The organism is Martinezella lusitana, assembly GCF_014207095.1.
Classification (GTDB): Bacteria; Pseudomonadota; Alphaproteobacteria; order Rhizobiales; family Rhizobiaceae; genus Rhizobium; species Rhizobium lusitanum_B.
In genome coordinates this window covers 42,360-66,749 of record NZ_JACHBG010000028.1, presented here as the reverse complement: position 1 = coordinate 66,749, position 24,390 = coordinate 42,360, and the positions used below count along the sequence as shown (strand labels likewise).

20 protein-coding genes are annotated in these 24,390 nt (G+C 57.5%); 8 read left to right on the top strand and 12 right to left on the bottom strand.

Going from position 1 to position 24,390, the window contains the following annotated elements; all coding sequences use genetic code 11:
* The first annotated feature begins 142 nt into the window (after nt 1-142).
* From traA to GGD46_RS30235, 5 genes are all read left to right on the top strand, one after another.
* Nucleotides 143-3,445, top strand: a complete 3,303-nt coding sequence (traA, locus tag GGD46_RS30255; RefSeq protein ID WP_184710755.1) for a Ti-type conjugative transfer relaxase TraA — start codon at nt 143-145, stop codon at nt 3,443-3,445.
* A 14-nt stretch (nt 3,446-3,459) separates the two neighbouring features.
* Nucleotides 3,460-3,987 carry a conjugative transfer signal peptidase TraF gene (gene traF / locus GGD46_RS30250; protein WP_184710753.1) on the top strand — a complete coding sequence of 176 codons (528 nt, stop codon included), beginning with the start codon at nt 3,460-3,462 and terminating at the stop codon, nt 3,985-3,987.
* Nucleotides 3,977-5,158: a conjugal transfer protein TraB gene (locus tag GGD46_RS30245; RefSeq protein ID WP_184710751.1), complete on the top strand. Its 1,182-nt coding sequence runs from the start codon at nt 3,977-3,979 to the stop codon at nt 5,156-5,158. The genes traF and GGD46_RS30245 overlap by 11 nt, the downstream gene beginning before the upstream one ends.
* A 1-nt stretch (nt 5,159) precedes the next feature.
* The gene (locus GGD46_RS30240) at nt 5,160-5,789 is read left to right on the top strand and encodes a TraH family protein (RefSeq protein WP_184710749.1); all 630 of its coding nucleotides are present in this window, start codon (nt 5,160-5,162) and stop codon (nt 5,787-5,789) included.
* A gap of 318 nt (nt 5,790-6,107) precedes the next feature.
* On the top strand, nt 6,108-6,416 hold the full coding sequence (locus GGD46_RS30235) for a transcriptional repressor TraM (protein WP_184710747.1): 309 nt from the start codon (nt 6,108-6,110) through the stop codon (nt 6,414-6,416).
* A 3-nt stretch (nt 6,417-6,419) separates the two neighbouring features.
* Here the strand turns inward: GGD46_RS30235 and traR are convergent, their stop codons facing one another.
* The 5 genes from traR to GGD46_RS30210 all read right to left on the bottom strand — a co-directional run bounded on the left by traR (nt 6,420) and on the right by GGD46_RS30210 (nt 11,148).
* Complete coding sequence (gene traR, locus GGD46_RS30230; protein ID WP_184710745.1) at nt 6,420-7,124, bottom strand: transcriptional regulator TraR; 705 nt, start codon at nt 7,122-7,124, stop codon at nt 6,420-6,422.
* A gap of 111 nt (nt 7,125-7,235) precedes the next feature.
* Nucleotides 7,236-7,610, bottom strand: coding sequence for a nuclear transport factor 2 family protein (locus GGD46_RS30225; RefSeq protein ID WP_184710743.1), 375 nt, complete (start codon nt 7,608-7,610; stop codon nt 7,236-7,238).
* Nucleotides 7,611-7,624: 14 nt separating this feature from the next.
* Nucleotides 7,625-8,932 carry an aminotransferase class III-fold pyridoxal phosphate-dependent enzyme gene (locus GGD46_RS30220; protein WP_184710741.1) on the bottom strand — a complete coding sequence of 436 codons (1,308 nt, stop codon included), beginning with the start codon at nt 8,930-8,932 and terminating at the stop codon, nt 7,625-7,627.
* A gap of 62 nt (nt 8,933-8,994) precedes the next feature.
* The gene (locus GGD46_RS30215; RefSeq protein ID WP_409527721.1) at nt 8,995-9,747 is read right to left on the bottom strand and encodes an amino acid ABC transporter ATP-binding protein; all 753 of its coding nucleotides are present in this window, start codon (nt 9,745-9,747) and stop codon (nt 8,995-8,997) included.
* A 450-nt stretch (nt 9,748-10,197) separates the two neighbouring features.
* Nucleotides 10,198-11,148: a LysR family transcriptional regulator gene (locus tag GGD46_RS30210; RefSeq protein WP_184710737.1), complete on the bottom strand. Its 951-nt coding sequence runs from the start codon at nt 11,146-11,148 to the stop codon at nt 10,198-10,200.
* Between the two features lie 185 nt (nt 11,149-11,333).
* Between GGD46_RS30210 and speB the strand changes: the two genes are divergently transcribed.
* Nucleotides 11,334-12,281 (top strand): agmatinase, encoded by a 948-nt coding sequence (gene speB / locus GGD46_RS30205; RefSeq protein ID WP_184710736.1) that lies wholly within the window; start codon nt 11,334-11,336, stop codon nt 12,279-12,281.
* 370 nt (nt 12,282-12,651) lie between these two features.
* On the opposite strand, the gene GGD46_RS30200 is transcribed toward speB, so the two are convergent.
* The 7 genes from GGD46_RS30200 to GGD46_RS30170 form a co-directional block, all read right to left on the bottom strand.
* Nucleotides 12,652-13,512: an NmrA/HSCARG family protein gene (locus GGD46_RS30200; protein WP_184710733.1), complete on the bottom strand. Its 861-nt coding sequence runs from the start codon at nt 13,510-13,512 to the stop codon at nt 12,652-12,654.
* Nucleotides 13,513-13,649: 137 nt separating this feature from the next.
* On the bottom strand, nt 13,650-15,296 hold the full coding sequence (locus GGD46_RS30195; protein ID WP_184710731.1) for a N,N-dimethylformamidase beta subunit family domain-containing protein: 1,647 nt from the start codon (nt 15,294-15,296) through the stop codon (nt 13,650-13,652).
* A 16-nt stretch (nt 15,297-15,312) separates the two neighbouring features.
* Nucleotides 15,313-16,092, bottom strand: coding sequence for a transporter substrate-binding domain-containing protein (locus tag GGD46_RS30190; RefSeq protein WP_184710729.1), 780 nt, complete (start codon nt 16,090-16,092; stop codon nt 15,313-15,315).
* 470 nt (nt 16,093-16,562) lie between these two features.
* Nucleotides 16,563-17,420 (bottom strand): arginase family protein, encoded by an 858-nt coding sequence (locus GGD46_RS30185; protein WP_210325765.1) that lies wholly within the window; start codon nt 17,418-17,420, stop codon nt 16,563-16,565.
* A 1,406-nt stretch (nt 17,421-18,826) separates the two neighbouring features.
* On the bottom strand, nt 18,827-19,606 hold the full coding sequence (locus GGD46_RS30180; protein WP_184710725.1) for a transporter substrate-binding domain-containing protein: 780 nt from the start codon (nt 19,604-19,606) through the stop codon (nt 18,827-18,829).
* A 124-nt stretch (nt 19,607-19,730) separates the two neighbouring features.
* A complete protein-coding gene (locus tag GGD46_RS30175) occupies nt 19,731-20,405 on the bottom strand; it encodes an ABC transporter permease (RefSeq protein WP_184710723.1) in 675 nt (224 codons plus the stop codon).
* Nucleotides 20,405-21,109 (bottom strand): ABC transporter permease, encoded by a 705-nt coding sequence (locus GGD46_RS30170; protein ID WP_184710721.1) that lies wholly within the window; start codon nt 21,107-21,109, stop codon nt 20,405-20,407. The genes GGD46_RS30175 and GGD46_RS30170 overlap by 1 nt, the downstream gene beginning before the upstream one ends.
* Nucleotides 21,110-21,495: 386 nt before the next feature.
* Between GGD46_RS30170 and GGD46_RS30165 the strand changes: the two genes are divergently transcribed.
* Together GGD46_RS30165 and GGD46_RS30160 are read left to right on the top strand one after the other, a co-directional pair.
* A complete protein-coding gene (locus tag GGD46_RS30165; RefSeq protein WP_313206343.1) occupies nt 21,496-22,701 on the top strand; it encodes a P1 family peptidase in 1,206 nt (401 codons plus the stop codon).
* A gap of 206 nt (nt 22,702-22,907) precedes the next feature.
* Nucleotides 22,908-24,386: an NAD-dependent succinate-semialdehyde dehydrogenase gene (locus tag GGD46_RS30160; protein ID WP_184710719.1), complete on the top strand. Its 1,479-nt coding sequence runs from the start codon at nt 22,908-22,910 to the stop codon at nt 24,384-24,386.
* Nucleotides 24,387-24,390 lie beyond the last annotated feature (4 nt).

Here is a 24,390-nt window from a genome sequence, read left to right as displayed (position 1 = left end):
CCTTCGGGCATGATCCCGCCGCTCGGATAAGAGCGGATCCAAGGGCGCAATTATACGTCGCTGTCGCGACGTGTCGTTTGCCACGCTGTCGGGGCCGCTTTTCCGGGTGAACCGAGGTTCGAATGGAAAGGAATTCGTCGCCGTGGCCATCGCCCATTTCTCCGTCAGCATCGTCAGCCGCGGTGAAGGCCGCAGCGCCGTGCTGTCGGCGGCCTACAGGCACTGCGCGAAAATGGACTATGAGCGCGAGGCCCGCACCATCGATTACACGCGCAAACAGGGCTTGGCTCATGAGGAGTTTACGCTGCCGGCCGATGCCCCGGATTGGGCCAAAAGCCTGATCGCAGATCGTTCGATATCAGGTGCGTCAGAATCCTTCTGGAACACGGTCGAGGCCTTCGAGAAACGCAGCGATGCGCAGCTTGCCAAGGACTTGACGATCGCTCTGCCGGTGGAACTGACGACCGAACAGAACATCGCGCTGGTGCGGGATTTTGTCGATAAGCATGTGTTGGCCAAGGGCATGGTGGCCGACTGGGTCATCCACGACAATCCAGGCAATCCGCACATCCACCTAATGACGACCTTGCGTCCGTTGACCGAGGACGGTTTCGGGGCAAAGAAGATCGCGGTTCTGGGCGAAGACGGCCAGCCGCTCAAAACCAAAACAGGCAAACGGGTCTACGAGCTCTGGGCCGGCGGCACGCCCGAATTCAATGCCCTGCGCGACGGCTGGTTTGAACGCCAGAACCATCACTTGGCAATGAACGGCGTCTCGCTGCGCGTCGATGGCCGCTCCTACGAAAAGCAGGGTATTGCGCTCGAGCCGACCATTCACCTCGGCGTCGGCGCCAAAGCGATCGAGCGTAAGGCGTCGATGCAGGGTGCCACGCCGGAGCTCGAACGGCTTGAGCTCAACGGTCAGCGCCGCACGGAAAACACCCGCCGCATCCTGCGCAATCCGGGTCTGGTGCTCGACATGATCACGCGGGAAAAGAGCGTCTTCGATGTGCGCGATGTCGCCAAGGTTCTGCATCGCTATGTCGATGATCCCAGCATCTTCCAGCAGCTTATGGTGCGGATCCTGCAGCATGCCGACGTGATGCGCCTGCAGCGCGATACCATCGATTTTGCGACCGGCGAGCGGGTACCGGCACGCTACACGACGCGGGCGATGATCGCGCTCGAGGCAGAGATGGCCAATCGCGCCCTCTGGTTGGCGCGGCAGACGTCGCACAGCGTCAAGCAGGCCGTCCTGCAATCAACCTTCGCCCGCCATAAACGTCTGTCGGAGGAGCAGAAGGCTGCAATCGAACATGTCGCGGGACCGGCCCGGATCGCCGCGATCGTCGGCCGCGCTGGCGCCGGCAAGACGACGATGATGAAGGCGGCACGGGAAGTGTGGGAAGCTTCTGGTTACCGCGTCGTCGGTGCTGCTCTGGCCGGCAAGGCGGCGGAAGGCTTGGGGAAGGAAGGCGGCATCCAGAGCCGGACTTTATCGTCTTGGGAGCTGCGCTGGCAGCGCGGCCGGGATGGCATCGATGCGAAGACCGTTTTCGTCATCGACGAGGCCGGTATGGTCGCCTCGAAGCAGATGGCCGTCTTTGTCGAGGCTGCTGTCAGGGCGGGCGCCAAACTCGTCCTTGTCGGCGATCCGGACCAGTTGCAGCCGATCGAGGCGGGCGCATCCTTCGGGGCGATTGCTGACCGGATCGGTTATGCCGAACTGGAGACGATCTATCGCCAGCGGGAAGACTGGATGCGGGTTGCTTCGCTCGATCTGGCGCGCGGCAATATCGGTGCGGCTCTTACCGCCTATGGCGCTCAGGACCGGGTGCATGGTTCGACGCTGAAGGCGGACGCCGTCGAGCAACTGATCTCTGATTGGAACCGCGATTACGATCCGGCCCAGACGACGCTGATGCTTGCCCATCTCCGCCGTGATGTGCGCATGCTAAACGACATGGCGCGGGCGAAACTCGTCGAGCGCGGGCTCATTGGTGACGGTCATGCTTTCCGCACCGCCGACGGCGAGCGCCGTTTCGACGCCGGCGATCAGATCGTCTTCCTGAAAAACGATACCGCTCTTGGCGTCAAGAACGGCATGCTCGGAAAGGTCGTCGAGGCAGCACAGAACCGGGTCGTGATTTCAGTCGGTGAAGGCGAGCATTTGCGTCACGTGGCGGTGGAGAGCCGCAGCTACAACAATCTCGATCACGGCTATGCCACGACGATCCACAAGAGCCAGGGCGCCACCGTCGATCGGGTCAAGGTGCTGGCGTCGCTGTCGCTCGATCGGCATCTGACCTATGTCGCCATGACCCGACATCGCGAGGATCTGCAACTTTATTACGGCACTCGCTCCTTCGGCTTTAATGGCGGACTGGAAAAGGTGCTTTCTCGCCGCAATGCCAAGGAGACGACGCTCGATTACCGACATGGTGGGCTCTACCGACAGGCGCTGTCCTTTGCCGAAAACCGCGGACTGCATCTGGTCCAGGTCGCCCGCACGCTTGTGCGCGACCGGCTCGACTGGACGCTGCGGCAAAAGCAAAAGCTTGCCGATCTAAGCCATCAGCTACGCGCTGTCGGTGAACGTCTCGGCCTCGTCCAGTCCTCAATCCGGAAACAGAAGAAGGAGCTTGCGCCCATGGTCGCCGGCGTCAAACAGTTCGCAGTCTCGGTCAGCGACACGATCGATCAGAAGCTCGGGAACGATCCGGCCCTGAAACAACAATGGGACGAGGTCTCAACCCGCTTCCGCTATGTCTTTGCCGATCCCGAAACCGCTTTTCGGGCGATGAACTTCGATAGCATCCTGGCCGACCGGCAGATTGCCAGCCAGACCCTGCAAAAGCTGACCGACGATCCCGGCACGATCGGTGCGCTGAACGGCAAGACCGGACTGCTGGCTGGCAAGACGGAGAAGGAAGCGCGTCACGTCGCTGAGGTCAACGTTCCCGCCCTTAAGCGCGATATCGAGCATTATCTGGTGATGCGCGGCACAGCGCGGGCGAGGATCGAAGGTGAGGAGAAGACCTTGCGTCAGCGTGTGTCGATCGACATCCCGGCCCTGTCGCCGGAAGCGCGCACCGTGCTGGAGCGCGTTCGCGATGCCATTGACCGCAACGATCTGCCTGCAGCACTCGGCTTTGCCATCAGCAACCGTGAGGCCAAGCTCGAAATCGATGGCTTCAACAAGGCCGTGTCAGAACGGTTCGGTGAGCGGACCCTTCTGGCGAATGCCGCGCAGAAACCTGAGGGGCCGCTATTCGACAGGATGGCCTCCGGGCTGCAACCGGCGGAAATGGAAAGTCTGAAGGAAGCCTGGCCGGTGATGCGGACGGCGCAACAACTGGCAGCGCATGAGCGGACGACCGCGACACTGAAGCAGGTCGAGGATCTAAAACTGTCGCAGCGACAGACGCCGGGTCTGAAACAGTGACACCGCGAGGCCAAATGCGATGGCGCGTGCTCGCAATGCTGGCCGCATCGGTGTTCGCCGTTGGAGCACTTTCCGCGACGGCGATGCTCGGTGGCTACAGATTGAACCTGACACCAAGCGAACCGCTCGGCCTCTGGCGCATCGAGCAGACACACCGGGCCGCGACCGTCGGCGATCTCGTCTTTGTCTGCCCGCCGCAGACACCATTATTCGCTAAAGCCCGCCGTCGTCTCTATCTCGCCCGTGGCGTCTGCCCCGGCGGCGTTGCGCCGCTCATCAAGATGGTCGCGGCCCTGCCCGGCCAGCATGTCGCGATCGGCCAAAGCGTATCGATCGACGGTAGGCCACTTCCCTCGTCGACCATACGTCCAGTCGATGGGGCGGGGCGGCCGCTCGAACTTTATGCCGGCGGCGTGGTCGCGGCCGGCATGCTCTATCTCCATTCTCCTTTTGTGAGCTCCTATGACTCCCGATATTTTGGACCGATCCCCGCAATCGGCATTCTCGGGTTCGCCCGCCCGATCCTCACATATGAACCGTGATCGAATACGCCCGGCGGTTCTGATCGTACTTGCGATCGCCATCGGCGCAGTCGGCTGGAGCGGCACTGTGCAGGCCCTGCCCGTCGCCATGTTGTTTCCGGTGCTCTGGGGGATGGCGCCATCCCGCGGGGTCGCAGCGCTTGTTGCGCTCGGCTATTTCCTGGCCGCATCGCGCGGTCTGCCGCAGGGCGTCGCGAATTTTTATGCCGCCGATCTATGGCCCGGCCTGTTGCTGTGGCTTGTGGCATCCGCATCGTTTGTCATGGTGCATGCTGCACTCTGGACGCCGCGGCTTGGTTTGGCCCGGGCGGCGCAGTATCTTGCGGCAACCGTACTGATGGCTCTGCCGCCCTTCGGGATTATTGGCTGGGCGCAGCCGATCACGGCGGCCGGTGTATTGTTTCCGGGATGGGGATGGTGGGGGCTGGCCGCAATCGCCGCCGGCCTGGCAATGATGACATCGCGCTATTGGCCGGCAGCCGTCTTGGTCATGCTAAGCCTATGGCTCTGGTCCGCCGCAGTCTGGACAGAACCGAGACTACCCGAGGGATGGAGGGGCGTTGACCTTGAACTCGGTAAAACGCTCGGGCGCGATCAATCTTTGGAGCGCCAGAGAGTCCTGATTGCCACGGTCCTCGCCAGTGACGACGGCAAGCCGCGAAGTGTGGTTCTTCCGGAAAGCGCGCTCGGTTTCTGGACACCGACTGTGGAGCGCCTTTGGCGCAACGCGCTGCGTGATCGAGAGCTCACCGTCATCGCCGGTGCGGCGGTCCTCGCTGGCGACGGGTATGACAATGCGCTGGTAGCGATCTCGGCCCAGAATGCCGAAATCCTCTATCGGGAGCGGATGCCGGTTCCAGGATCAATGTGGCAGCCGTGGCGGATGCTGACCGGCGAGTCCGGCGGCGCTCGGGCGCATTTCTTTGGCAATCCTGCTGTTGAAATTGACGGAACAAGGATCGCGCCGCTGATCTGCTACGAGCAACTGATCGTTTGGCCGGTCCTGCAGTCGATGCTGCACTCTCCCGACATCATCGTCGCAGTCGGCAATGGCTGGTGGACGACTGGCACGTCGATAGTCGCGATCCAGCATTTGAGCACTGTCGCCTGGTCAAAAATGTTCGATGTTCCGCTCGTCGGTGCGGTGAACATCCAGGCAAAGGGAGAGTGACATGGTCGACGCTGCACTGATCAAGGAATGCGCCGATCCCGCTTTGAAGCTGGCGATCGTCGAAAAGTTCGTGGCAGCGGCCGGATCCGACGATCCGCTGGCGATCACGGTCCGCGCAGGCAACCGGATGGTTTTGGTGCCGAAGCCTGAAACGCCGGAGACAGCAATGAAGCTGATCCGGGACAATATCGGTCGAAATATCGTGCGCGTCGGGATCACCCAATATCCGGCCGGGCTCGGCGTGCTCGAGGCTGGCGCCCTGAAATCCGATCTTGTCGATGCCTGCGCCAATCTGCGCATGGGCACGGCTCTCTTCGCCAAAGTCTATCGCATCGTTCGCAAATGGTACGGCAATCCGACGGGCAAGCAGGCGGAGTCTCAGGTATTCGAGGATGCGATCCTTGCCTGGCAGTCGGGATATTTCGACGGGGAGGCTATGTTCCGGGCGCCGAGCCCGGAAGAGAAAAAGGCCGATACCGCCGCGGGTAACGCTCCGGAGGAGGTACTTGGAGAAACGACGGACAAGCCCGAGGCGGATGATCGAGGCGAACCCGCAACCAATAAGGAACCGGTCGATGACCCGAACAAGGCCGGAATCCGTGTCGATCTCTCCCCCATCGGCGCGGGGTGAAGCCTGACGACATGCAGATCTGCAGCGCTGCAAAGCCAATTATCCGCCTGTTTGCACTGGCGAAATTCGAGCCCGACCTTTATAAGGGCGGTTAGGGCAGTACGCGCTGCCTCGGGGTGTGCAAACCCTTCCTAGCGGTTGGTGTCGGCCGATACGACACCAGAATCCTCTGACCATGTGGCCGGGGGCCTGTGACGTATGTCCAGGCTTCGGCTAAAGGTCTCAGGACTGTCTAGGACGGTTTGCAACCCCCGGCTTGGGATCAGGGATTGACGTTTGCGGGGGCGAACCGCAGACAATCCCTACGTTGGAAACGTCATGGACCTGAAAGATACGGCACTGATGGAAAAGCTTGAACTTCGACCGGTGTTCGGGCTGACTCAAGGATTGTCCGCGGCCGACCTGGAGACGCTGACGGTCGACGCCATCCGCAAACATCGGAAGCTGGTCGAAAGCGCGGATGCGCTTTACCAAGCATTACCGGAAGACCACCAGAACGGCCGGGCATACGGCGGAGCAAAGCATCTCGAATTTATCGAGGCGAGCATCGAGATGCACGCCCAGATGAGCGCCCTAAACACCCTGCTTGCGATCCTCGGTTATATTCCGAATGTCAGCGTCAACTGATCGTCAGATCAATTTCTTTCGGATCGCCGTCGCTGTCAGATGTGCGATGGTATGTACGTTGAACTGCTTGCGAGCATGTTCGATTTTGACGCGGACGCTGTTGTATTTGACGCCTTCGAGATCCGCCACCTCCTCCATTGTTTTGCCGTCAGCGATCCAGCTTAGATAGGTTGCGCTTTTCGGATCGAGCCGCAGTCTCTCTTCAGCGGTCGGCGTGGAATTGACAAACTGGATGCGCGAGTGAAGCTGGGCAACCGCAACGGCAGCTGCCACCGGATCGATCTCGCGCTCAAGGCTGACTTTTGTTTTCGAGGATGCGAACGTGAAAAGTGCGAAAGCACCATGGGCAATTCTGATCGGGATCGAAATACCCGATCGGATCCCGAAATCTCCGGCCAGGGAGAAGAAGGAGCGCTCTTCCTGAGAGAGACGCGGCCCGTCCCACTCTGCGCTCCACGCAAACGCCTGCCTCAATGTCCGCGCGCGTTTGATTACGGGGTCGAGCTTGTTGAACCGGCGATCAAAGTATTCCGTCTGCCAATCCGGATGGTAGTTGGAGATTGCAGTTGTTTGGCTTGGCTGAACATTCAGATAGGCGTAGCCGTTGAAGCCGGTTTTCGCGATAACCGCCTCCAACCCTTGTTTCACGAGATGCTCATCGCCCGGGACGGCGGCAAGATCGGTGAGTTGGTCCAGCCAGTGCTGCATTTTCCCCTCTGCGTCAATGTGCCATGGCCCCCCGTTGAGTGCGAAGCGTTCATCAAACGATTGGAAAACACAGCGCTGTAATAATCTCCGTATGAGCCTGGCTATCCCAGGTTACAGATCGAAATGCCAGACCTTTGAGACGATTTGCCATTTGCCGTCGATTTGCACCAGCGTGAGATCGTCGACGAATTTCTTGGGCAAGTAGACATCCTTGACGCGAACGTGTGCGGTTGTTGGACTGCCAATTGACACCGATATGATTTCATCTTGGCGTATATCGCCCTTTTCTTGAGGGGAGGGGCGGTTAGCAACCAGATCGAGATATGCATCGAGTTTCAGATTGACGAGCTTCCCCTCCGTTGCCGAGTACAACTGAGCCTGAGGATGGAAAACTGCGCGAAATCCCTCGACATCGCCAAAGTAAAGCGCATCCAGATATGCTTGAACGGCCGCACGGACGTTCCCAGTCAGCGTGTTATCGGTCATATCCTGTCTCCCTCTCAAGCCGCACCGCGTTCAAACTCGGCGTCAGCAACTGACAGACCGTGATCAAGAGCGGCAAGCAGCGTGTCGAGTTCGCTGTCGGAAATGATAAATGACGGGGCGAGGAACAGCGACGTTTGCTCGCCGCTCGTACCGATGATCGCGCCTGCCTCGATTGCGCGTGACGCTACGCGCGAAGCAATTGGAGAAACCGCAGTGTCTGCATACCAGCTGCGCCAGTCGGGACCATGGAGTTCGACGGTCCAATGCAGACCGAAACCATCCACACGCGCCACGCTCGGATGCCGGCGAGCGATCTCGACGAGGCCCTGCTGCATCTTGCCTTCCAGCGTCTTGACGCGCCGGATAATCTCGCCGTCCTTCATCACTGAGAGATAAGCCCGGATAGCGGCGACAGCACTAGGATGCGCACGGAAAGTGCTATAGGTCTGCCAGCTCTTGTCCTTCATGCTTTCGACAATGTCCTTGGACATGACGACCGCGCCGGCGGGAGCCGAACCGCCAGCCAAGCACTTGCCCAGTGTGACGATATCAGGGCGAGTTTGGCCACCCTGGAAGGCGAACCAGCGGCCGCTGCGCCCGAGACCTGTTACAACTTCGTCCGCAATCCAGAGCGAACCCGCCTTGCGGGCTGCATTCGCGACGTAGTCCTGATATTCGGGATCGTAGTACGTTCCACCCTGAGAGTAGTCGATGATGGTCGCCGCTACAGCAGACAGCGCTCCCTCGGTCCCAGCCATGCGCTCTGCGAGAGCCCGGTTGTCACTAACAGCGCCGTACTTGGCATTAACCGGACCTGGGATGATGCGGACAGGAACCTGCGCCGGTACCGGTTTGCTTCCTCCGCTCTGAAGCGCAAGACCGCCATGCCAATGTGGCTGAACGGTCATCTGTCGGGACAGGCCTGTCATGCCATGATAGGCCCGTTCGCGGGTTGCAAGTTCTGTGCGACCGGTCAGGGCCTGGGAGAACGTCAGCGCAAGATCGTTTGCTTCGCTTCCCGAAATAAAGAAACGAACAGCGCCTACCCAGCTCTTTTCCTCCCCGAAAGCGATATCGATGAGATCCTCGGCGGCAGCTTCACGCTCGGCCCAGAACCACCCTTCATTAATGACTGGGTTCGAAGCAGACTTGATCATCGCTTCGACCATAACTGGGTGTTTATGGCCAAGCGGCCCACCGGTGTTGCTGCCGTCGATCAAGCGTCGGCCGTCCGCCAGAATGAAGTATACGCCTTCACCGTCGACAACTTTGATGATCGGGTCTTTCCCGGCATTGAGTCCGGTTTGCAGAAGTCTGCTCATACGAGCCTCCCTGTATTTTAGCGATTGATTGCGGTTTTCAGCTGTACTGGCGCGATGCGCTATCAGTGGCTGTGTTCGTACACTTGCCGCAGGAATTCCTTCGTGCGGGGATGCTTCGGCCTGGAAAAAAATGAGGCGGGAGCGTCTTCTTCCACGATCACGCCGCCATCCATAAAGATCACTCGATCGGCCACTGTCCTTGCAAATCCCATTTCGTGAGTAACGACGATCATCGTCATGCCTTCACGGGCCAGATCGATCATCACATCGAGGACTTCCTTGACCATCTCGGGGTCAAGGGCCGAAGTAGGCTCGTCGAACAGCATCACCTTGGGCTGCATGCAGAGCGCACGCGCAATCGCGACACGCTGCTGCTGTCCGCCCGACAACTGTCCCGGATATGCATTAGCCTTGTCGGCGATCTTGACGCGCTCCAGGAGTCGCATTGCCTGAGTTCTTACCACCTCGGCCGGGGTGCCTCGGACGATACGTGGTGCCAGCATCAGATTCTGCAGCACCGTCAGGTGGGGAAACAGATTGAATTGTTGGAAGACCATTCCGACCTCTCCGTTGAGGTCGGCGATGTTTTCACAATTGGGGTGCAACTCGTGGCCATTCACCAGAATTTGCCCGCTGGTCCGCGTTTCCAAACCGTTGATGCACCTGATCAAGGTACTTTTCCCCGATCCGGAGGGACCGCACAGGACCACCCGCTCGCCGGCACGAATGCCGAGGCTTACACCCTTAAGCACTTCCAGGGCTCCGTAGGACTTATGAATCTTATCAAGGCTGATCATTGTTGGGCCTGAGGTCATTTTGCACCTCGGCCAGATCGTTCTTGCTGCGCGCTCCGGGCAGAAATCGTCGGATGGTCGACGACGCCACGATTGGAAGGCGCGATGGTCCCATCCCTGGTAGATATCAGAAAGGGCCTGAATTTCCTTCTCGCCAATGGTAACGCGGTTGCAACTGCTGGCGCATCACCGAACGGCTCGGAGTTGATGTTGATGGCATTTTTGAACATTGCAATTCCCCCTCCGACACGACTGTGTGAGTGGGGACAGGCTAGCGATCGCGAGATGCCTTCGTCTATCCGATCTTTCTGGCTCTTACATCGAAAAAAGAGATATATCCTAGCAATGCCGAGGATGGAGATGGCTCACAGCTTAGTGCGAAATCCCAAGCCGACGAACCTATCAGCCGAGTCGCCAAACCGTCCTCGCCGCCCACATGGGAAATTCGTTTTTGATGCTCCGTCGCATCTCCTAGCGTCTTTTCTTCCTGATGACGCTTTCAAGGGGCTGTATAGACTGCGGATATTCCTTGGATTTCAGAATTTTTGCTTCGCGCACCCTATTTATGAAATTTCTGATAAGAAGATTTTCTTCTGCGTTGTTTTTATGGAGAAGATAAAAGGGAGAATAGTATTCCACGCTTTCCCTCGTTGTGACCCTCGTGAGTGACGGAATAGTTTCACCGTAGTGCACAGGCAGATAGCCGATGAAGCGACCCGATTGTATCAAGAGCGCCTGGGATTCGATTTCCTCCACGACTGCGCCGGAACTGACATGCCCAACGCGCTCAAGATCGTATCGGTGTAGATAGCGACGCGCGACAAATGCGTATCGTTTAAGCTCGGCGATCTCGACGGCTTCCCGGCCTGCTAAAACATGCTCGTTGGAACAAAAGAGCGCATGCTGCTCATTGAAGAGAGGGATATAGACAATGCCGGTAGTTTTGCGGGTAAAAGCACCGGCTATAGTAACGTCTCGTGCCCCTTCGATTACCAGCCGCTCCATATTGCCGGGTGAATCCGTATAAACTTCGATTACGGTCTTCTTGGCCCGGTCGTTGAACTCGCCGATAATTGCGGACAAGTCCCACGCACGATTTGTGATCATCGCGTCCACAATACCTAGCCGCAATACACCCCTGAGCTCACCCGAAATCGAGGCAGCGGTGTTCTGAAACCTGTCGGCTGCGGAGAACAGATCCTGACAGGCGTCATAGATCTGCTGCCCGGCCGTCGTGAGCGCAAACCCTGAGCGACCTCGGTAACAGACGCGAAACCCGAGTCTTTTCTCAAGATCGGCCAATTGTGTCGAAAGTGTCGATTGTGACACGTTTAAAGTGAGCTGAGCCCCTACTACGCCGCCCGCCTCAACGATCGCGCGGAACGTACGGAGCAACTTAAGATCAAAGTCGTGAACGCGCATTTCACCTCCCCGGTTATGGATCAAGGATGTTACATCGAGCAATCCGATGCAATATGTCCTAACCACTATTTTTCTGGAGCAATAAATTCCTCATACATCCTCTGTGGTGGGCGTTCGAGGTTTGAGAACTATCGGCTTGCCCACTGCGCGCATGCCGACTGAAACCAAGGATCTGGAGAAGCCTTATGACAACCTTCAACCAACCGCTCGGTGGTAATGAAATGCCCCGCTTCGCGGGTATTACAACGATGATGAGGTTACCTCACGTGCCGGACGCCAAGGGGCTGGACGCCTGCTTCGTCGGCGTGCCTATGGATATCGGCACGTCGAACCGAAGCGGGACACGCTTCGGTCCGCGTCAGGTTCGTGCTGAATCGGTAATGATCCGCCCTTACAATATGGGAACCGGGGCGGCGCCATTCGACAGTCTGCAAGTCGCCGATATTGGTGATGTTCCCACAAACCCGTACGATCTCAAAAAGTCGGTGCGCATCATCTCGGAGTTCTTCGACGGCATCTTGAAATACGACTGCAGGCCGCTTTCCATTGGCGGAGACCACACCCTCACCTATCCAATCCTGCAAGCAATGGCGCGCAAATATGGCCCGGTTGGGCTTATCCATATCGACGCACACGCCGACATCAACGAGCATCAGTTTGGCGAAGCCATTGCGCATGGAACACCGTTCCGGCGCGCTGTCGAAGAAGGTCTGCTCGATTGCAAGCGTGTAGTTCAGATAGGGCTGCGAGGGTCCGGCTATGCTGCTGAAGATTTCGACTGGCCGCGCGGGCAGGGCTTCCGCGTCGTTCCAGCCGAAGATTGCTGGCATAAGTCCCTTGTTTCTCTCATGAGCGAAGTCCGCCAACAGATGGGCGAAGGTCCTGTCTATGTGAGTTACGACATCGACAGTCTCGATCCTGGAATTGCCCCCGGTACGGGAACGCCGGAAATCGGTGGACTTACGACCATCCAGGCCCTCGAAATTATTCGGGGATGCCAAGGATTGAACATAGTCGGCGCCGATCTCGTTGAAGTGTCGCCCCCTTATGACACCGCGGGAACAACAGCGATTACCGCTGCCAACCTTTTGTTTGAACTGCTTTGTGTCCTGCCTGGCGTGGTCCGCCGATAGCGAGTGGAGCTGGCGCGCCTCCGGGCGCGCCAGCCAGGCCAGATACTGGGATAGGTGTACCGCTCTTATTGCGATCTGATTTCGACAGAGCGAGGTTGCTACAACTTGCTGGCCAAACAGAAAATGCCGATCAGGCGCGGCGGCTTAGGCCGCTCGCATCGAATTGGTGGCAGCTTACGCGCTGATGCCGCCGGTTTGGTAGCGTGCCAGTTCAGATTTTGCGCGACGGGGTTGTTCTATTCAACGATCGCGGTCCCGAGGGGCTCGGTCATAAGGATCCGGGCAAGTCTTCTCTCCTGAAAGACGAATAGCGGACGGCCTTGGCGCATGGACCCCGCCTCCAACGCGGTGTCCGCTCTCACCCCGTCGGTCACCTGTCCGCGTTTGCGCGCAGCCAGCTCTCAAATGTCCGTAGCCAAGGCCGCTCGGCGCGCATGACGTTCAGGTCGTAATGCCAGCCGTGCCTGCCCATCCAGCGGTAACTGGAATAAGGCTTGCGCGCTAGTAGATGAATGGCGATCGTGGGGAGGTACGCCACATTTGGTTGGCGCAATGTTACAAGCACAAAAGTCTCGATGATTTGCTTGTAGGTCAGTTCGTCGCCTGCCAGCTCAATGCCCCGCAGTCCCGACTTATCTGGGCGATCTTCAGTGAGAGCCTCTGCGGCGACGCGTCCGATATCGTCTACTGCGATCAATTGGACCGGTCTGCCACGCAAACCGTGGCGCAGCAACTCAAGAATATAGTGGGCGCGCGGCTCTGAGCTTTGCAGCACCGAATCCATAAACATCACCGGCCTGACAGCTGTCACGTCAAGGCCGATCGACTGCAGGTGCCGCTCGATGATCCCCTTGCTCTCGAAATGTTCAAGACCTGTCGAGACATCTCCGGCCGCTACGGAGGCCTGTACAAAACGCCGGACACCGGCAGCCTTGGCCAGATCGCCCAGCATTATGCCCTGGCGAACTTCTGCATCTACGCCATTAGCCCACGGGTCTTGTACGCCAAAGACGGCGCCGACTCCGCTGAGGGCATGCGATATCGATTCGTGATCGTCGAGGTCACCCTTGACGATCTCTACATGTTGGGCGGCGAGTGCCTTCGCTTTCGGATTCGAGGGATCGCGTATCAAGGCACGTACTCGGGCTCCTCGTTGGAGCAGATGCTTCAGTACGGCTCCGCCTTGTTTGCCGGTTGCGCCGACTACGAGAATAGTTTTGTGGGGAATCATGGTCTTCGGGTCCGGAGTTAGTGATATGGCTGGCGTTGCCGGGCCAAGTGTATGCTGGTGGCATGTGTGCCCTCGTCGCAGACCGGACAGGATTCGACCGGAGGACTTGGTCAGCTTTTTCCAGTGGAGTCAGGCCGCTACGAGCCTAGAAACCGATCGAGTACGTTCTTGGTGATCTGGATAACAATGTGGTCATCACGAACCAGCCCCATGATCCAGTCCGAGCTTCCGGCATGGAAGACCTCGCCCTTTCCGCGCAGAAAGTGGACGATCGCTCCGCATCCCCGTTTTGTCTTCTCGATGCTCGCCTGATCAGCAGACCCGGTCAGAACCGCAGCCACATACTCCGCGTCTTCCCGGCCTAAGAACGTGTGGCCCGGCTTGATCGATTCACCCTCCTCGATGGTTGATGAGAGACCCAGAGCCAGTATTTCCATACCGTCTGGTGCGCGCGCTCCCGGAGCAACGAAGGGTAAGCCGCCACGGATTTCATAGCCGATCCCGTCGACCTCATAGCCGAACACGCCGCTTTGGCTGCCGATGATGTCTCCGTAGTAAAGGCCAGTGCGCGCGAATGCCCAATGATCCGGACGATACAGCGGGAAGCCTTTGGCGCCCCGGGGTGAACAGCCGGACCAACTCGCATACATGCCTTGCGTTGCGTTCAGGCCAAACGTTGAAGCACCCGGTCGCCCTATCTCACCAGCCTCCCATGACTCCGTTACAAGATGCCTTGGCCCTGTGTTCATAAACGGGTCTCGCTCACGAGCTGTGTATTTGTAGCAAACCTGCGTATTTCCACCGTCCTCCAGTCGGATCTGCCACATGAAGTTTCCGGCGAACCTGGCAATGCGGCCGCCACATTCAACATAAGCATCGACCGCGTCGCGCATTTCCCAGGACCAGTACTCGTCATGGCCGACCGTTGCTACGCATCGGTAGCCAGACAGGATGGTTGGATCCTCATGCAGATCGGTTTGAGATATGACGTCGACCTGATAGCCCGCTTTTTCGGCCCAAATGACAAATTGGCGTTCGAAACTCGCCCATCCCGCGGAGACATATTTTTTGCTGTAGCCATTACGATAGGCCCACTCCATGTGCGGGTATTCCGGTTCTGCCAGAATGCCCGGCTGATCCAGCAGCACGGCGCGGGGAGCCTCGTCGGGAAGGCTGACGAAACCTCGCGCATAGGGTCGCTGAACGCTGAGACGCGGGGAGAATTCATTCCCATCAGGCCCGGAGAGGCCTTGGTAATGATTAGAGCCGCCCCAATCATTGTATGCGGTCCATGTGGCTGTTGCCGCTACGAGAAGCAGTCTGTCGTTGATCTCCGTCGTCCGCGTTTGATGACCCGGCCCGATGATGACGACATGCTCGCTTTCGGCGGTAACGCCACCATCATCAGATGGAACGAAGGCCCTTATAACGAACCCGCCGGAACGCCAGCTTTCTGTCTCGGATACGATTACTGAAACCGGCCAGTTGCAGCCCAGCTCTGAACAATTGATGTTTGTGTCAGACCAGGTGCCCGGGATTCCCTCACGGCGGAACATCGCCTGACGATGGGCGCCGTCGCGGTATACTTCGAGCGAATAGCGTTGTGCGTTCGTGTTAACCGAGATCCGGATAGGATCGCCCGGTCGATATGAAATCCGGTCTGCATACAACCAGATCCGGATCGGCCCCCCCGGATCGGAGGGGGGCCTTTCTGCGTAGTTTCCCTGCACGGCCTCGTGCCGCCAGTCGGCATCAGAGGGCATAGTTTGAGATGAACCGTTCATGGTGCGAGCACCCCGCTTACTTATCGTTTCCGATGGGGAACGGGAAGTATTTGGCCCAAATCGCGTCAAACTCACCATTTGACCACATCAGATCGACGGCCTTCTGCACCTCCGAATGCAAAGGCTCATTGCCTTTCTTGATGACTATCCCGGCGCCATCTCCAATGGATGGGTCCGAAATCTTGGCTTCCGAGATTTTGCAGCAATCCTTTCCTTCGCCTTGTACCCAAGTATAGAGAGTGAGGGTATCTCCCATTACAGCATCGATGCGACCGGCGCTGAGATCGGCGTAAGCTTCAATCTGGGAGGGATAGAATTTCAACGTCGAACCTGAAAAATTCTTCTCGAGATAGGAGGCAAAGACGGTTCCTGTCTGGCCCCCAAGTGATTTTCCTTTGAACGCGGCCGGTGTCAGCTCAGATCCGTCGCTATCCTTCGGCACCAAGAAGCTCGTGGTGTAGTTGTAGTACTTGATCATGTCCACGGCCTTCTTTCGTTCGGCCGTTATCGAGTGCGAGGCGAGAACCAGGTCGTAGCGCCCGTTCTGCACGGCGGGTATCAAGCCTTCAAAGTCTTGCGCCGTCCATTCGCACTTTGCGTCGAGCTTGGCGCAGATTGCGTTCCCGATTTCGATGTCGAGGCCGCTCACCTTGCCCGAGTTGTCGACGACACTGAAGGGCGGATAAAGGCCGTCGGTTCCAATCTTGAGCGTACGCTGCTCAGCCATTGCCGAAGCGACACTGAGCGATAGCAGTCCCGTTGCGAGCAGCACATTGTAACGATTTACCAGTTTCATTTTGGTTTCTCCCAGTTTGCCTACTTGCTTCTGATCCGGGCCGCGTCACGCCGCCCACTGATTGCTCGTCTATGTTGTTCACTCAGACCAGGTGCCGTTCCCATTGCCATCGGCCTCGGGTTCGCCGTCGAAGTGATCACCATCGAAAAAATGATTGCTCCAACAACCTGAAAGCGAACCTGACATTGCCTCCGAGGTAGCGGGTCGATCGCTCCCTTCACTGCAACTCCGGTGGGGCTACGCCCTCCCTGCGTCGCACCCCACAAGCGCATCACCACGACAACGCAAGCCTGGCAGTCTCGATGTCTCGAATACTTGGTATATCCAGCATAGCGAATTAGGCCCCTTCAAAAGGAGCGCCGCCCGAATTCGCCAAGCTGTGGGAAGTTGATAGACTTATCCAGAAGATAGGTGATACCGACGTAACACAGCTTTGTCACTATTCTTATGGGCGCTCCTGAAAGTACTCGCTATTGCTTGGCCTGAACTGCAGCAACCATGGCAATCACCATCAGGCGGCCTGCTGTGATGCTAGTAATCTGATTGGGGAGATCCACCCCAGGCGCGACTTCAACCACGTCCATTCCGACCAGCTGCGCCTTGGCCAACGCGCGTACTATCGGTAGAACCTGGTCGAAGCGAAGACCACCTGGCAAAGGGGTGATAACCGCAGGCATGACCGACGGGTCCAATCCGTCTGCGTCAACGGTAAGGTAGAATGGACCCTTACCGTCGAGATGCTGAAGAATGGGGGCCACCCCCCCTTCGTGAACTTCCCTGGCCGTAATGATTTTTGCACCATAATCCTGTGCGGCTTCGACCTCCATGGCGCCAATGGTTCCAGTTCCTCGAATACCAATTTGGGTAATTCCACTGATCCAGGGCAGTTCCGATGCTCGTCGCATCGGGCTGGAATATCCTCGACGCACGCCCCGGTTCTCGTCCCGCCAATCCATATGGGCGTCGATTTGAACGAGGTGCACAGGTTGCCCGATAGCTTCCAAGGCGTGAACCACCGGAACAGTAACGCCGTGATCTCCTCCCAAAATTCCGCTGAACTTTGATGACGCAAACTGTCGCTTCAGGATCTCTACTGCCGCAGAAAAGTATTCATCGAATGACTGCGTGGTCGGGTTGAGATTCCCGCAATCCCTTCCACCGTTGGGTAGAAACGATTCGAGCGGGCCACCAATGTCAAAGTCCCAGGTGTGAGGTCCGTCACAAATTTTCCCAGACTGACCACGGATCGCTTCAGGCGCCCAAGCCTGGTCGTTGGGCCGCGGTTCGCCTGAATAGTGCTCGCTATAGGGAATACCCAGCAACGACACGGCAACCTCCGTCCATCGCTCCCATTCGGTATTCACGGACCAGTCGAGAAATGGTCGTAGTGGCGCAGATAACTTCATTTTTTCCTCACAGTATTTTTCAATATGGGGGACACCCTCTGACTGCATTAGTGAGTGCAATTCTGCGAGAATGTTAAATCCGAAGTATCCTGTGCATACATCGTGAATGTAGATGTATCGATCCGTTCCAAAGGCCCCGCCTATTCAAGCGGGCATACCCATATGGCTCGGAGCCGACGGATATGAGAAGGTACGCGACCACCAAACGCCGGCGTCGCATCGACAACGGACCCGCACGCCGAATTTGACGAAGCCCCGCAGTGCCGATGGTACTGGCCTCGCTTTAGCAACAAATTTGAGACGGATTGAACGAAGCCGCTGACACAGCATTTGCCAGGACGGTTTGCGGAGGATGCTCCTCCAAAGGACTGAGGGTGTTGAAGCGCAATCGGAGATGAAATTTCTCGAATGAGCCGCTTCGCGGGCGCCTGCCGGCGAACTGACTATCCGCAATGTACTATCGGGCAAGCCTCCATCCCACGTGAGTGGACGCGCGGTCAGAGAAGAGCCACACTGCAGAGGAACCCTATCGTGTTACATCGACCAGTCCGATGCAATACTATAGGGTCGCTGTTATCTTGATCTCAGGAGTGACAAGGTCAGCCGAATTGGCGGGCTAAAGATATTCATTCCGGTTCTCCTTGCGGCATCGTTGTTAAGCGGCATGGCGGCGGCCAAGGAGCGAGTCCGCGATCTGGGCGTTGCAATGAAACCGCGTGCGTAGGGTCGCTGGGCGCTAAGACGCGGCGTGGAATCATTTCCATTGGGCCCGGAAAGGCCCTGATAATGATTGGAGCCGCCCCAAACATTATAGGCAGTCTATGTGGCTGTGGCCGTTACCAGAGCCCGTCATTATTCCCGGTCATCCGCGATTGCGAGTTGGCCCGATAATGACGACGTGCTCGCTCTCGGCGACAACGCCATCACTATCGGACGCAACGAAAGCCCTTATAACGAACCCGCCGGAACGCCAGCGTTCGGTATCGGATACGACTACCGAGACTGGCCAGTCGCAGCCCACCTCCGAACAATTCACGTTTGTGGCAGACCAAGTTCGTGGAAGACCGGTCCGGCGAAACTCCAGCTTACGATTTGCGCTGTCCCGGTATATTTCGAGCGAATAGCGTTGGGCGTTGGTGTTGACCGAGATCTGAATGGGGTCGCCTGGTCGGTATGAAATCCGGTCTGCGTACAACCAGATCCGGATCGGCCCCCCCCCCGGATCAAAGGTGGGCCTTTCTGCGTAGTTTCCCGGTACTGCCTCGCGCCGCGAGTCGGCATCAGGGGGCACCGTTTGAGATGAACCGTTCATGGCGCGAGCACCCCGCTTACTTATCGTTTCCGATGCGGAACGGGAAGTATTTGGCCCAAATCGCATCAAACTCACCATTTGACCACATCAGATCGACGGCCTTCTGAACGTCCGAACGCAACGGTTCATTGCCTTTCTTGATGACGATGCCGGCCCCATCTCCAACTGCCGGGTCCGTAATCTTGGTCTCTGATATCTTGCAGCAGTCCTTGCCCTCGCTTTGCACCCACGTATAGAGAGTCGGGGTGTCGCCCATCACGGCATCAATCCGACCCGAGCTGAGATCGGCGTAGGCTTCAATCTGGGAGGGATAGAATTTCAGCGTCGAACCTGAAAATTTTTGCTCGAGATACGAAGCATGGACGGTTCCTGTCTGGGCTCCCACCGATTTTCCTGTAAACGCTTCCGGTGACAGGTCAGATCCATCGCTGCTCTTCGGCACAAGGAAGCTGGCTGTATTGTTGTAGTACTTCACCATGTCCACGGCCTTCTTGCGCTCATCCGTGATCGAATGTGATGCAATAACCATGTCGTAACGGCCGTTCTGAATGGCCGGGATTAGCCCTTCGAAGTCTTGCGCCGTCCATTCGCACTTTGCGTCGAGCTTGGCGCAGATTGCGTTGCCGATTTCGATGTCGAGGCCGGTCACCTTGCCCGAGTTGTCGACGACACTGAAGGGCGGATAGAGACCGTCGGTTCCAATTCTGAGTAGACGCTCCTCAGCCATTGCAGAAGCTACACTGAGCGATAGCATTGTCGCTGCAAGCAGCACTTTATTGTGAATTACCCGTTTCATTTGGTCCTCCCATTTAACATTGCTTCACCTGCGGTCGCGTCATGCCGCCCGCTTATTGCTTCCCGATATTGCTCACTCAGGCCAAGTTTTGACATCATCGACTTAGGCTTCTGGATGAGATCGATCACCATCGAAAAAAGGATTGCTCTATTGCCCTGAAGGCGAGTCTGATGGCGGATACAATACAAATATATATAACCGCTGCCCAAATATAGATTCCGATGTCAAATGTTCGTGAGTATATAACTTTGACAACTCCTAGTAATTCATAGAGAGTTACAGCCATTGTAATGGAGCTTGCCTTGATCAAGAGAACGATCTCGTTTCCATATCCCGGCAGGGCTCGCCGAATGGCTTGCGGCATGATTACTTTTCGAAGCGTAGTGAACCAGCCAAGCCCAAGGGCGGTAGCGGCCTCCCATTGCCCCTCAGGCAGGCCGTCGATTGCTCCTTTCACCAATGCGGCTGTATAGGCTGCCGAATTAAGGGCAAAAGCGAGAACGCTGCAGAAGAAGGCGTCGCGGAAAAGCCACCAGACGCCGAGGTCTTCTAATAGGGGTCGAAATTGACCGCTCCCGTAGTAGAGCAGGAAAAGTTGAGCCAGGAGCGGAGAACCGCGAAAGAAGGTGAGATAGGTTTGGGAAACAGCCCGTGGCGCCCAAGCATTCGAACGCAATCCCAAAACCAACGGCACGGTTAAAATTGCGGCGCATATGGCCGACAACCCTACCAACGCAAGCGTTAGCTTGAACCCATCGTAGAGGCGAGCGGCGTTCTCGATAACAAGCGAAGTGTCCATTATACCGTCCTCACAAGGTGACGGCTCGTTCTGAGGCTCAATCGTTCGAGAGCAAACTCCGATATTTTTGTCAGGAGGATGTAACCGAGGCAGGCAAACAGATAGAGCACAAAGTATCTATGGGTTGCCGCAACCGCCAGGTTCACTTCTCTCATAAAATCGGAGACAGATATCAGCGAGACAAGCGCGGTATCTTTGAGGAGGATGATCCAGAGATTTCCGAGTCCAGGAAGAGCAAGACGAAATGCTTGGGGCAATATTACAATTCGCAGGGATGCGATGCCCGGAAGTCCAAGGGATATTGCCGCCTCGTACTGGCCACGCCCGATGCCCGCCAGAGCACCCAACCATATCTCGCTTGAATACGCAGCGAACACCAGACTGAGAGCAAAAGATCCGGCCGCAACGCCAGGAACTGTCCAGGACGTCTGAATATTGAGTTCCGACATCAGGAATTGAATCAGCTGCGAACAACCGTGGTATATCGCAAAGATAGTCAGCAATTCTGGTATCGCCTGGAATGCATTCGCATAGCCAACCGATGCGGCCCTGACGAGGCGCGATTTGCTCCGTCTACCCAATGCGATCATGAGACCGAAAAACAGACCCAGCGGTAAGGCGAGTATCGCCACTTCGACAGTGACGAGCAGTCCACTGAGGAACGACCAGCCCCAGCCACCTGCACCAAAACCTAATAACTCCATGCAGTATGCCTCCCATCACCAACCACATGGAGTTGATTAGTCCCTGCGCTTATAAAATGTTAAATCCGCAACGTGCTGCAGAAACATCGCAATTTTCGATGTATCCAATTCGTTCGGGGCGACCCACTTGGAGCGCGTAAAGTCAAAATAAACGCGCGCAGGTGATTTGGGTCCCTTTCACACGGTACTGGGCGAGCTACCGTCCCAGCCAACCGCTGCGTACCGTGTCGAACCCATGCGATGAGCGCCTCGCCAGAGAAAACCTACTTTCAGGGGACACCTGTCCCGTCACATCGATCAATCCGATGCGATGTCCAGCCTGTCGCTATTTGTCTCTCTTTCAGCAGCGATAAGTTGGCCGAACACACAGCTTTGGGAGGTTTGGCGTGCTTAAAATATTCACTACGGGCGTGCTTGCGGCGTCGCTGACGAGCGCCATGGCGTTGGCCAATGACCGTGCCCGCGACCTAGGCGTCGAATTCGAAGGGACACCGGGCAAATTCAACGCAATTACCGACGTGCCTGGCGTCGAGGTCGGCCACGTTACCTTGATCGAGGGGGACGGGCGGACTCAGGTGGGGCAAGGTCCGGTTCGGACGGGCGTGACGGCTGTGCTGCCAAGAGGGCATGCCAGCTCGAAACCGGTGAATGGTGGTTTCTTCAACCTGAATGGCTACGGTGAGATGACTGGCCAATCCTATCTCCAGGACCTCGGCCTTGTTTATGGCCCCGTAGGAATCTCGAACACCAATGCCATTGGACAGGTCTATGCCGGGATACAGCGCTGGACCGCGGAGAAATTCGGCGAGGCGTCGACGCCTGTTGTTGCCGAGACGTGGGATGGCGGCATCAATGACATTCAGGGCTTTCATGTCACGCCAGAGCACGCGATGGTGGCGATCGAACAGGCGAAGGGCGGTCCCGTCGCCGAAGGCAATGTGGGCGGGGGCACCGGCATGCGCTGCTTCGGCTTCAAGGGCGGTATCGGAACAGCGTCACGCACGATTTCTATCGGCAAGACGCCCTACGTTGTGGGGGTGTTAGTCCAATGCAACACGGGCGCGCGCGACGTCCTGCGCATTTCAGGGGTTCCGGTCGGCCATGAACTGAACGCAAAGTGGCTGCCCTGCTACGCGCCGGTCCAATCAGCCCAGAAAAAGGAGCCGGAATGCCAGGTCGATGGCACCGGCGGGAAGCCCGTTCCTGACGACGGGTCGATCATCGTCGTTGTGGCGACCGATGTGCCGTTGAGTTCGATGGTTTTGAATCGTGTCGCGCGACGCGCGTCGCTTGGTATCGGCCGCCTCGGGTCTTTTTCCGGCAATGGGTCCGGCGACCTGGTCGTATCCTTCTCCACGACCTCCGCCGCGAACGATGCGCCCGACGAGCAACTGAAGGAAGGCCCGATGGTTGCCACGGGACAACTCGATCCCGTCTTCCAGGCAACGGTGGAAGCTACGGAGGAAGCGATCGTCAACGCTCTGGTCGCCGCCCGCACGATGACGGGCGCGGACGGCTACACCTTGTTCGGCCTGCCGCACGATGAGCTGAAGACGCTTCTGGGACGGTACGGCAGGCAGCAGGCAAAGTGACGGTGTTTCGCTCATTGCCTCGGATCAGGCATGCAAGCCTACAGGACGACCCCGCGAATTTCAGAAGCCGGCATTGACCAGTGGCGTCCTCACCGATGCCGTTCGGTTCCGCGCCAGATCACAACCCCAGACAATTTGTTTTGCGGAAGCACTCGATATTTTTTTGAAGAAATGCTCCGCGAATATGCCAGAGAGGCTACTCTTCTATGACCATTTCCCAGACGCTGTTTGCCAAGCTGAAGGATCCGTCCCTCGTCATCGACAAGGCGCTCATCGCTGGTGAGTGGGTCGCCAGGAGCGATACCGGCCAGACCTTTGAGGTCGTCAACCCTTCCAATGGCGAGGTGATTGCCACGCTACCGGATATGAATCGTGCAGAGGCGTTTCGCGCCATCAATGCGGCCTACAGGGCCCAAAAGGACTGGGCCCGGAGGACAGGCAAGGAGCGGGCCGGTATACTTCGCAAGCTCTATGACCTGATTGTCGCAAATGCAGACGATCTCGCCGCGATCCTGACGATCGAAATGGGCAAGCCATTGGCTGAAGCGAAAGGCGAGGTGCTCTACGGAGCGTCTTATGTCGAGTGGTTCGGTGAGGAGGCCAAGAGGGTCTACGGCGACACTATTCCCGGTCATCTGCAGGATAAGCGCATTATTGTCATCAAGCAGCCAGTTGGGGTCGTGGCGGCAATAACGCCGTGGAATTTCCCAAATGCCATGCTGGCCCGTAAATTTGCACCGGCTGTGGCTGCGGGCTGCGCCATAGTCTCAAAACCGGCTGCCGAGACGCCTCTTTCGGCGCTGTCGTTCGCCCTTCTTGCCCAAAGGGCAGGCGTTCCGGACGGCATTTTCAGCGTCATCCTTTCGAACGATTCGCCGTCGGTCGGCAGGGAGTTCACCGAGAACGAGAAAGTCCGCAAGCTCACGTTCACAGGCTCGACCGGAGTCGGGAAGATCCTGATGCGCCAAGGCGCAGAGCAGATCATGAAGCTGGGTCTCGAGCTTGGTGGAAACGCGCCCTTCATTGTCTTCGAGGACGCCGATCTCGATGCGGCGGTTGAAGGCGCGATGATTTCGAAATATCGAAACAACGGTCAGACTTGTGTGTGCGCTAACCGCCTGTATGTCCAGTCTGGCGTCTATGACGCCTTTTCCGAAAAACTCGCCGCCAAAGTCGGTATAATGAAGATCGGCGATGGCTTCGAGCCTGGTGTAAGCGCGGGCCCGCTGATCACGGAGGCCGCCGTGGCGAAGGTCACTGAGCATATCGCTGACGCACTTGAAAAGGGCGCCAAGGTGGCTGTTGGCGGGAAGCCAGACGCAAGGGGCGGTCTGTTTTTCCAGCCGACTGTCCTGACCGGCGTCACGATGGAAATGAAGGTTGCGCGCGAGGAGACCTTCGGTCCGGTGGCGCCGCTCTTCAAGTTCGATACAGAAGAAGACGTAATCGAAATGGCCAACAACACCGAGTTCGGTCTGGCGTCCTACTTCTACTCAAAGGATATGGCAAAGATCTTCCGTGTAGCAGAAGCGTTGGAATACGGCATGGTCGGTATCAATACCGGGCTGATCTCCACTGAAGTCGCCCCGTTCGGCGGCATCAAGCAGTCCGGCCAGGGCCGCGAAGGTTCAAAATACGGCATCGAGGATTATGTCGAGGTAAAATATCTTTGCCTCAGCGTGTGACGCC

Bases quoted from the DNA above. Each gene is read 5' to 3' on its own strand.
- GGD46_RS30195 (WP_184710731.1), bottom strand. From the start codon at position 15,296: ATGAACGGTTCATCTCAAACTATGCCCTCTGATGCCGACTGGCGGCAC.
- GGD46_RS30220 (WP_184710741.1), bottom strand. From the start codon at position 8,932: ATGAGCAGACTTCTGCAAACCGGACTCAATGCCGGGAAAGACCCGATC.
- GGD46_RS30240 (WP_184710749.1), top strand. From the start codon at position 5,160: ATGGTCGACGCTGCACTGATCAAGGAATGCGCCGATCCCGCTTTGAAG.
- GGD46_RS30225 (WP_184710743.1), bottom strand. From the start codon at position 7,610: ATGACCGATAACACGCTGACTGGGAACGTCCGTGCGGCCGTTCAAGCA.
- GGD46_RS30215 (WP_409527721.1), bottom strand. From the start codon at position 9,747: ATGACCTCAGGCCCAACAATGATCAGCCTTGATAAGATTCATAAGTCC.
- traR (WP_184710745.1), bottom strand. From the start codon at position 7,124: ATGCAGCACTGGCTGGACCAACTCACCGATCTTGCCGCCGTCCCGGGC.
- GGD46_RS30210 (WP_184710737.1), bottom strand. From the start codon at position 11,148: ATGCGCGTTCACGACTTTGATCTTAAGTTGCTCCGTACGTTCCGCGCG.
- GGD46_RS30175 (WP_184710723.1), bottom strand. From the start codon at position 20,405: ATGGACACTTCGCTTGTTATCGAGAACGCCGCTCGCCTCTACGATGGG.
- GGD46_RS30245 (WP_184710751.1), top strand. From the start codon at position 3,977: ATGAACCGTGATCGAATACGCCCGGCGGTTCTGATCGTACTTGCGATC.
- traF (WP_184710753.1), top strand. From the start codon at position 3,460: ATGCGATGGCGCGTGCTCGCAATGCTGGCCGCATCGGTGTTCGCCGTT.
- GGD46_RS30235 (WP_184710747.1), top strand. From the start codon at position 6,108: ATGGACCTGAAAGATACGGCACTGATGGAAAAGCTTGAACTTCGACCG.
- GGD46_RS30200 (WP_184710733.1), bottom strand. From the start codon at position 13,512: ATGATTCCCCACAAAACTATTCTCGTAGTCGGCGCAACCGGCAAACAA.
- GGD46_RS30190 (WP_184710729.1), bottom strand. From the start codon at position 16,092: ATGAAACTGGTAAATCGTTACAATGTGCTGCTCGCAACGGGACTGCTA.
- GGD46_RS30180 (WP_184710725.1), bottom strand. From the start codon at position 19,606: ATGAAACGGGTAATTCACAATAAAGTGCTGCTTGCAGCGACAATGCTA.
- speB (WP_184710736.1), top strand. From the start codon at position 11,334: ATGACAACCTTCAACCAACCGCTCGGTGGTAATGAAATGCCCCGCTTC.
- GGD46_RS30160 (WP_184710719.1), top strand. From the start codon at position 22,908: ATGACCATTTCCCAGACGCTGTTTGCCAAGCTGAAGGATCCGTCCCTC.
- GGD46_RS30170 (WP_184710721.1), bottom strand. From the start codon at position 21,109: ATGGAGTTATTAGGTTTTGGTGCAGGTGGCTGGGGCTGGTCGTTCCTC.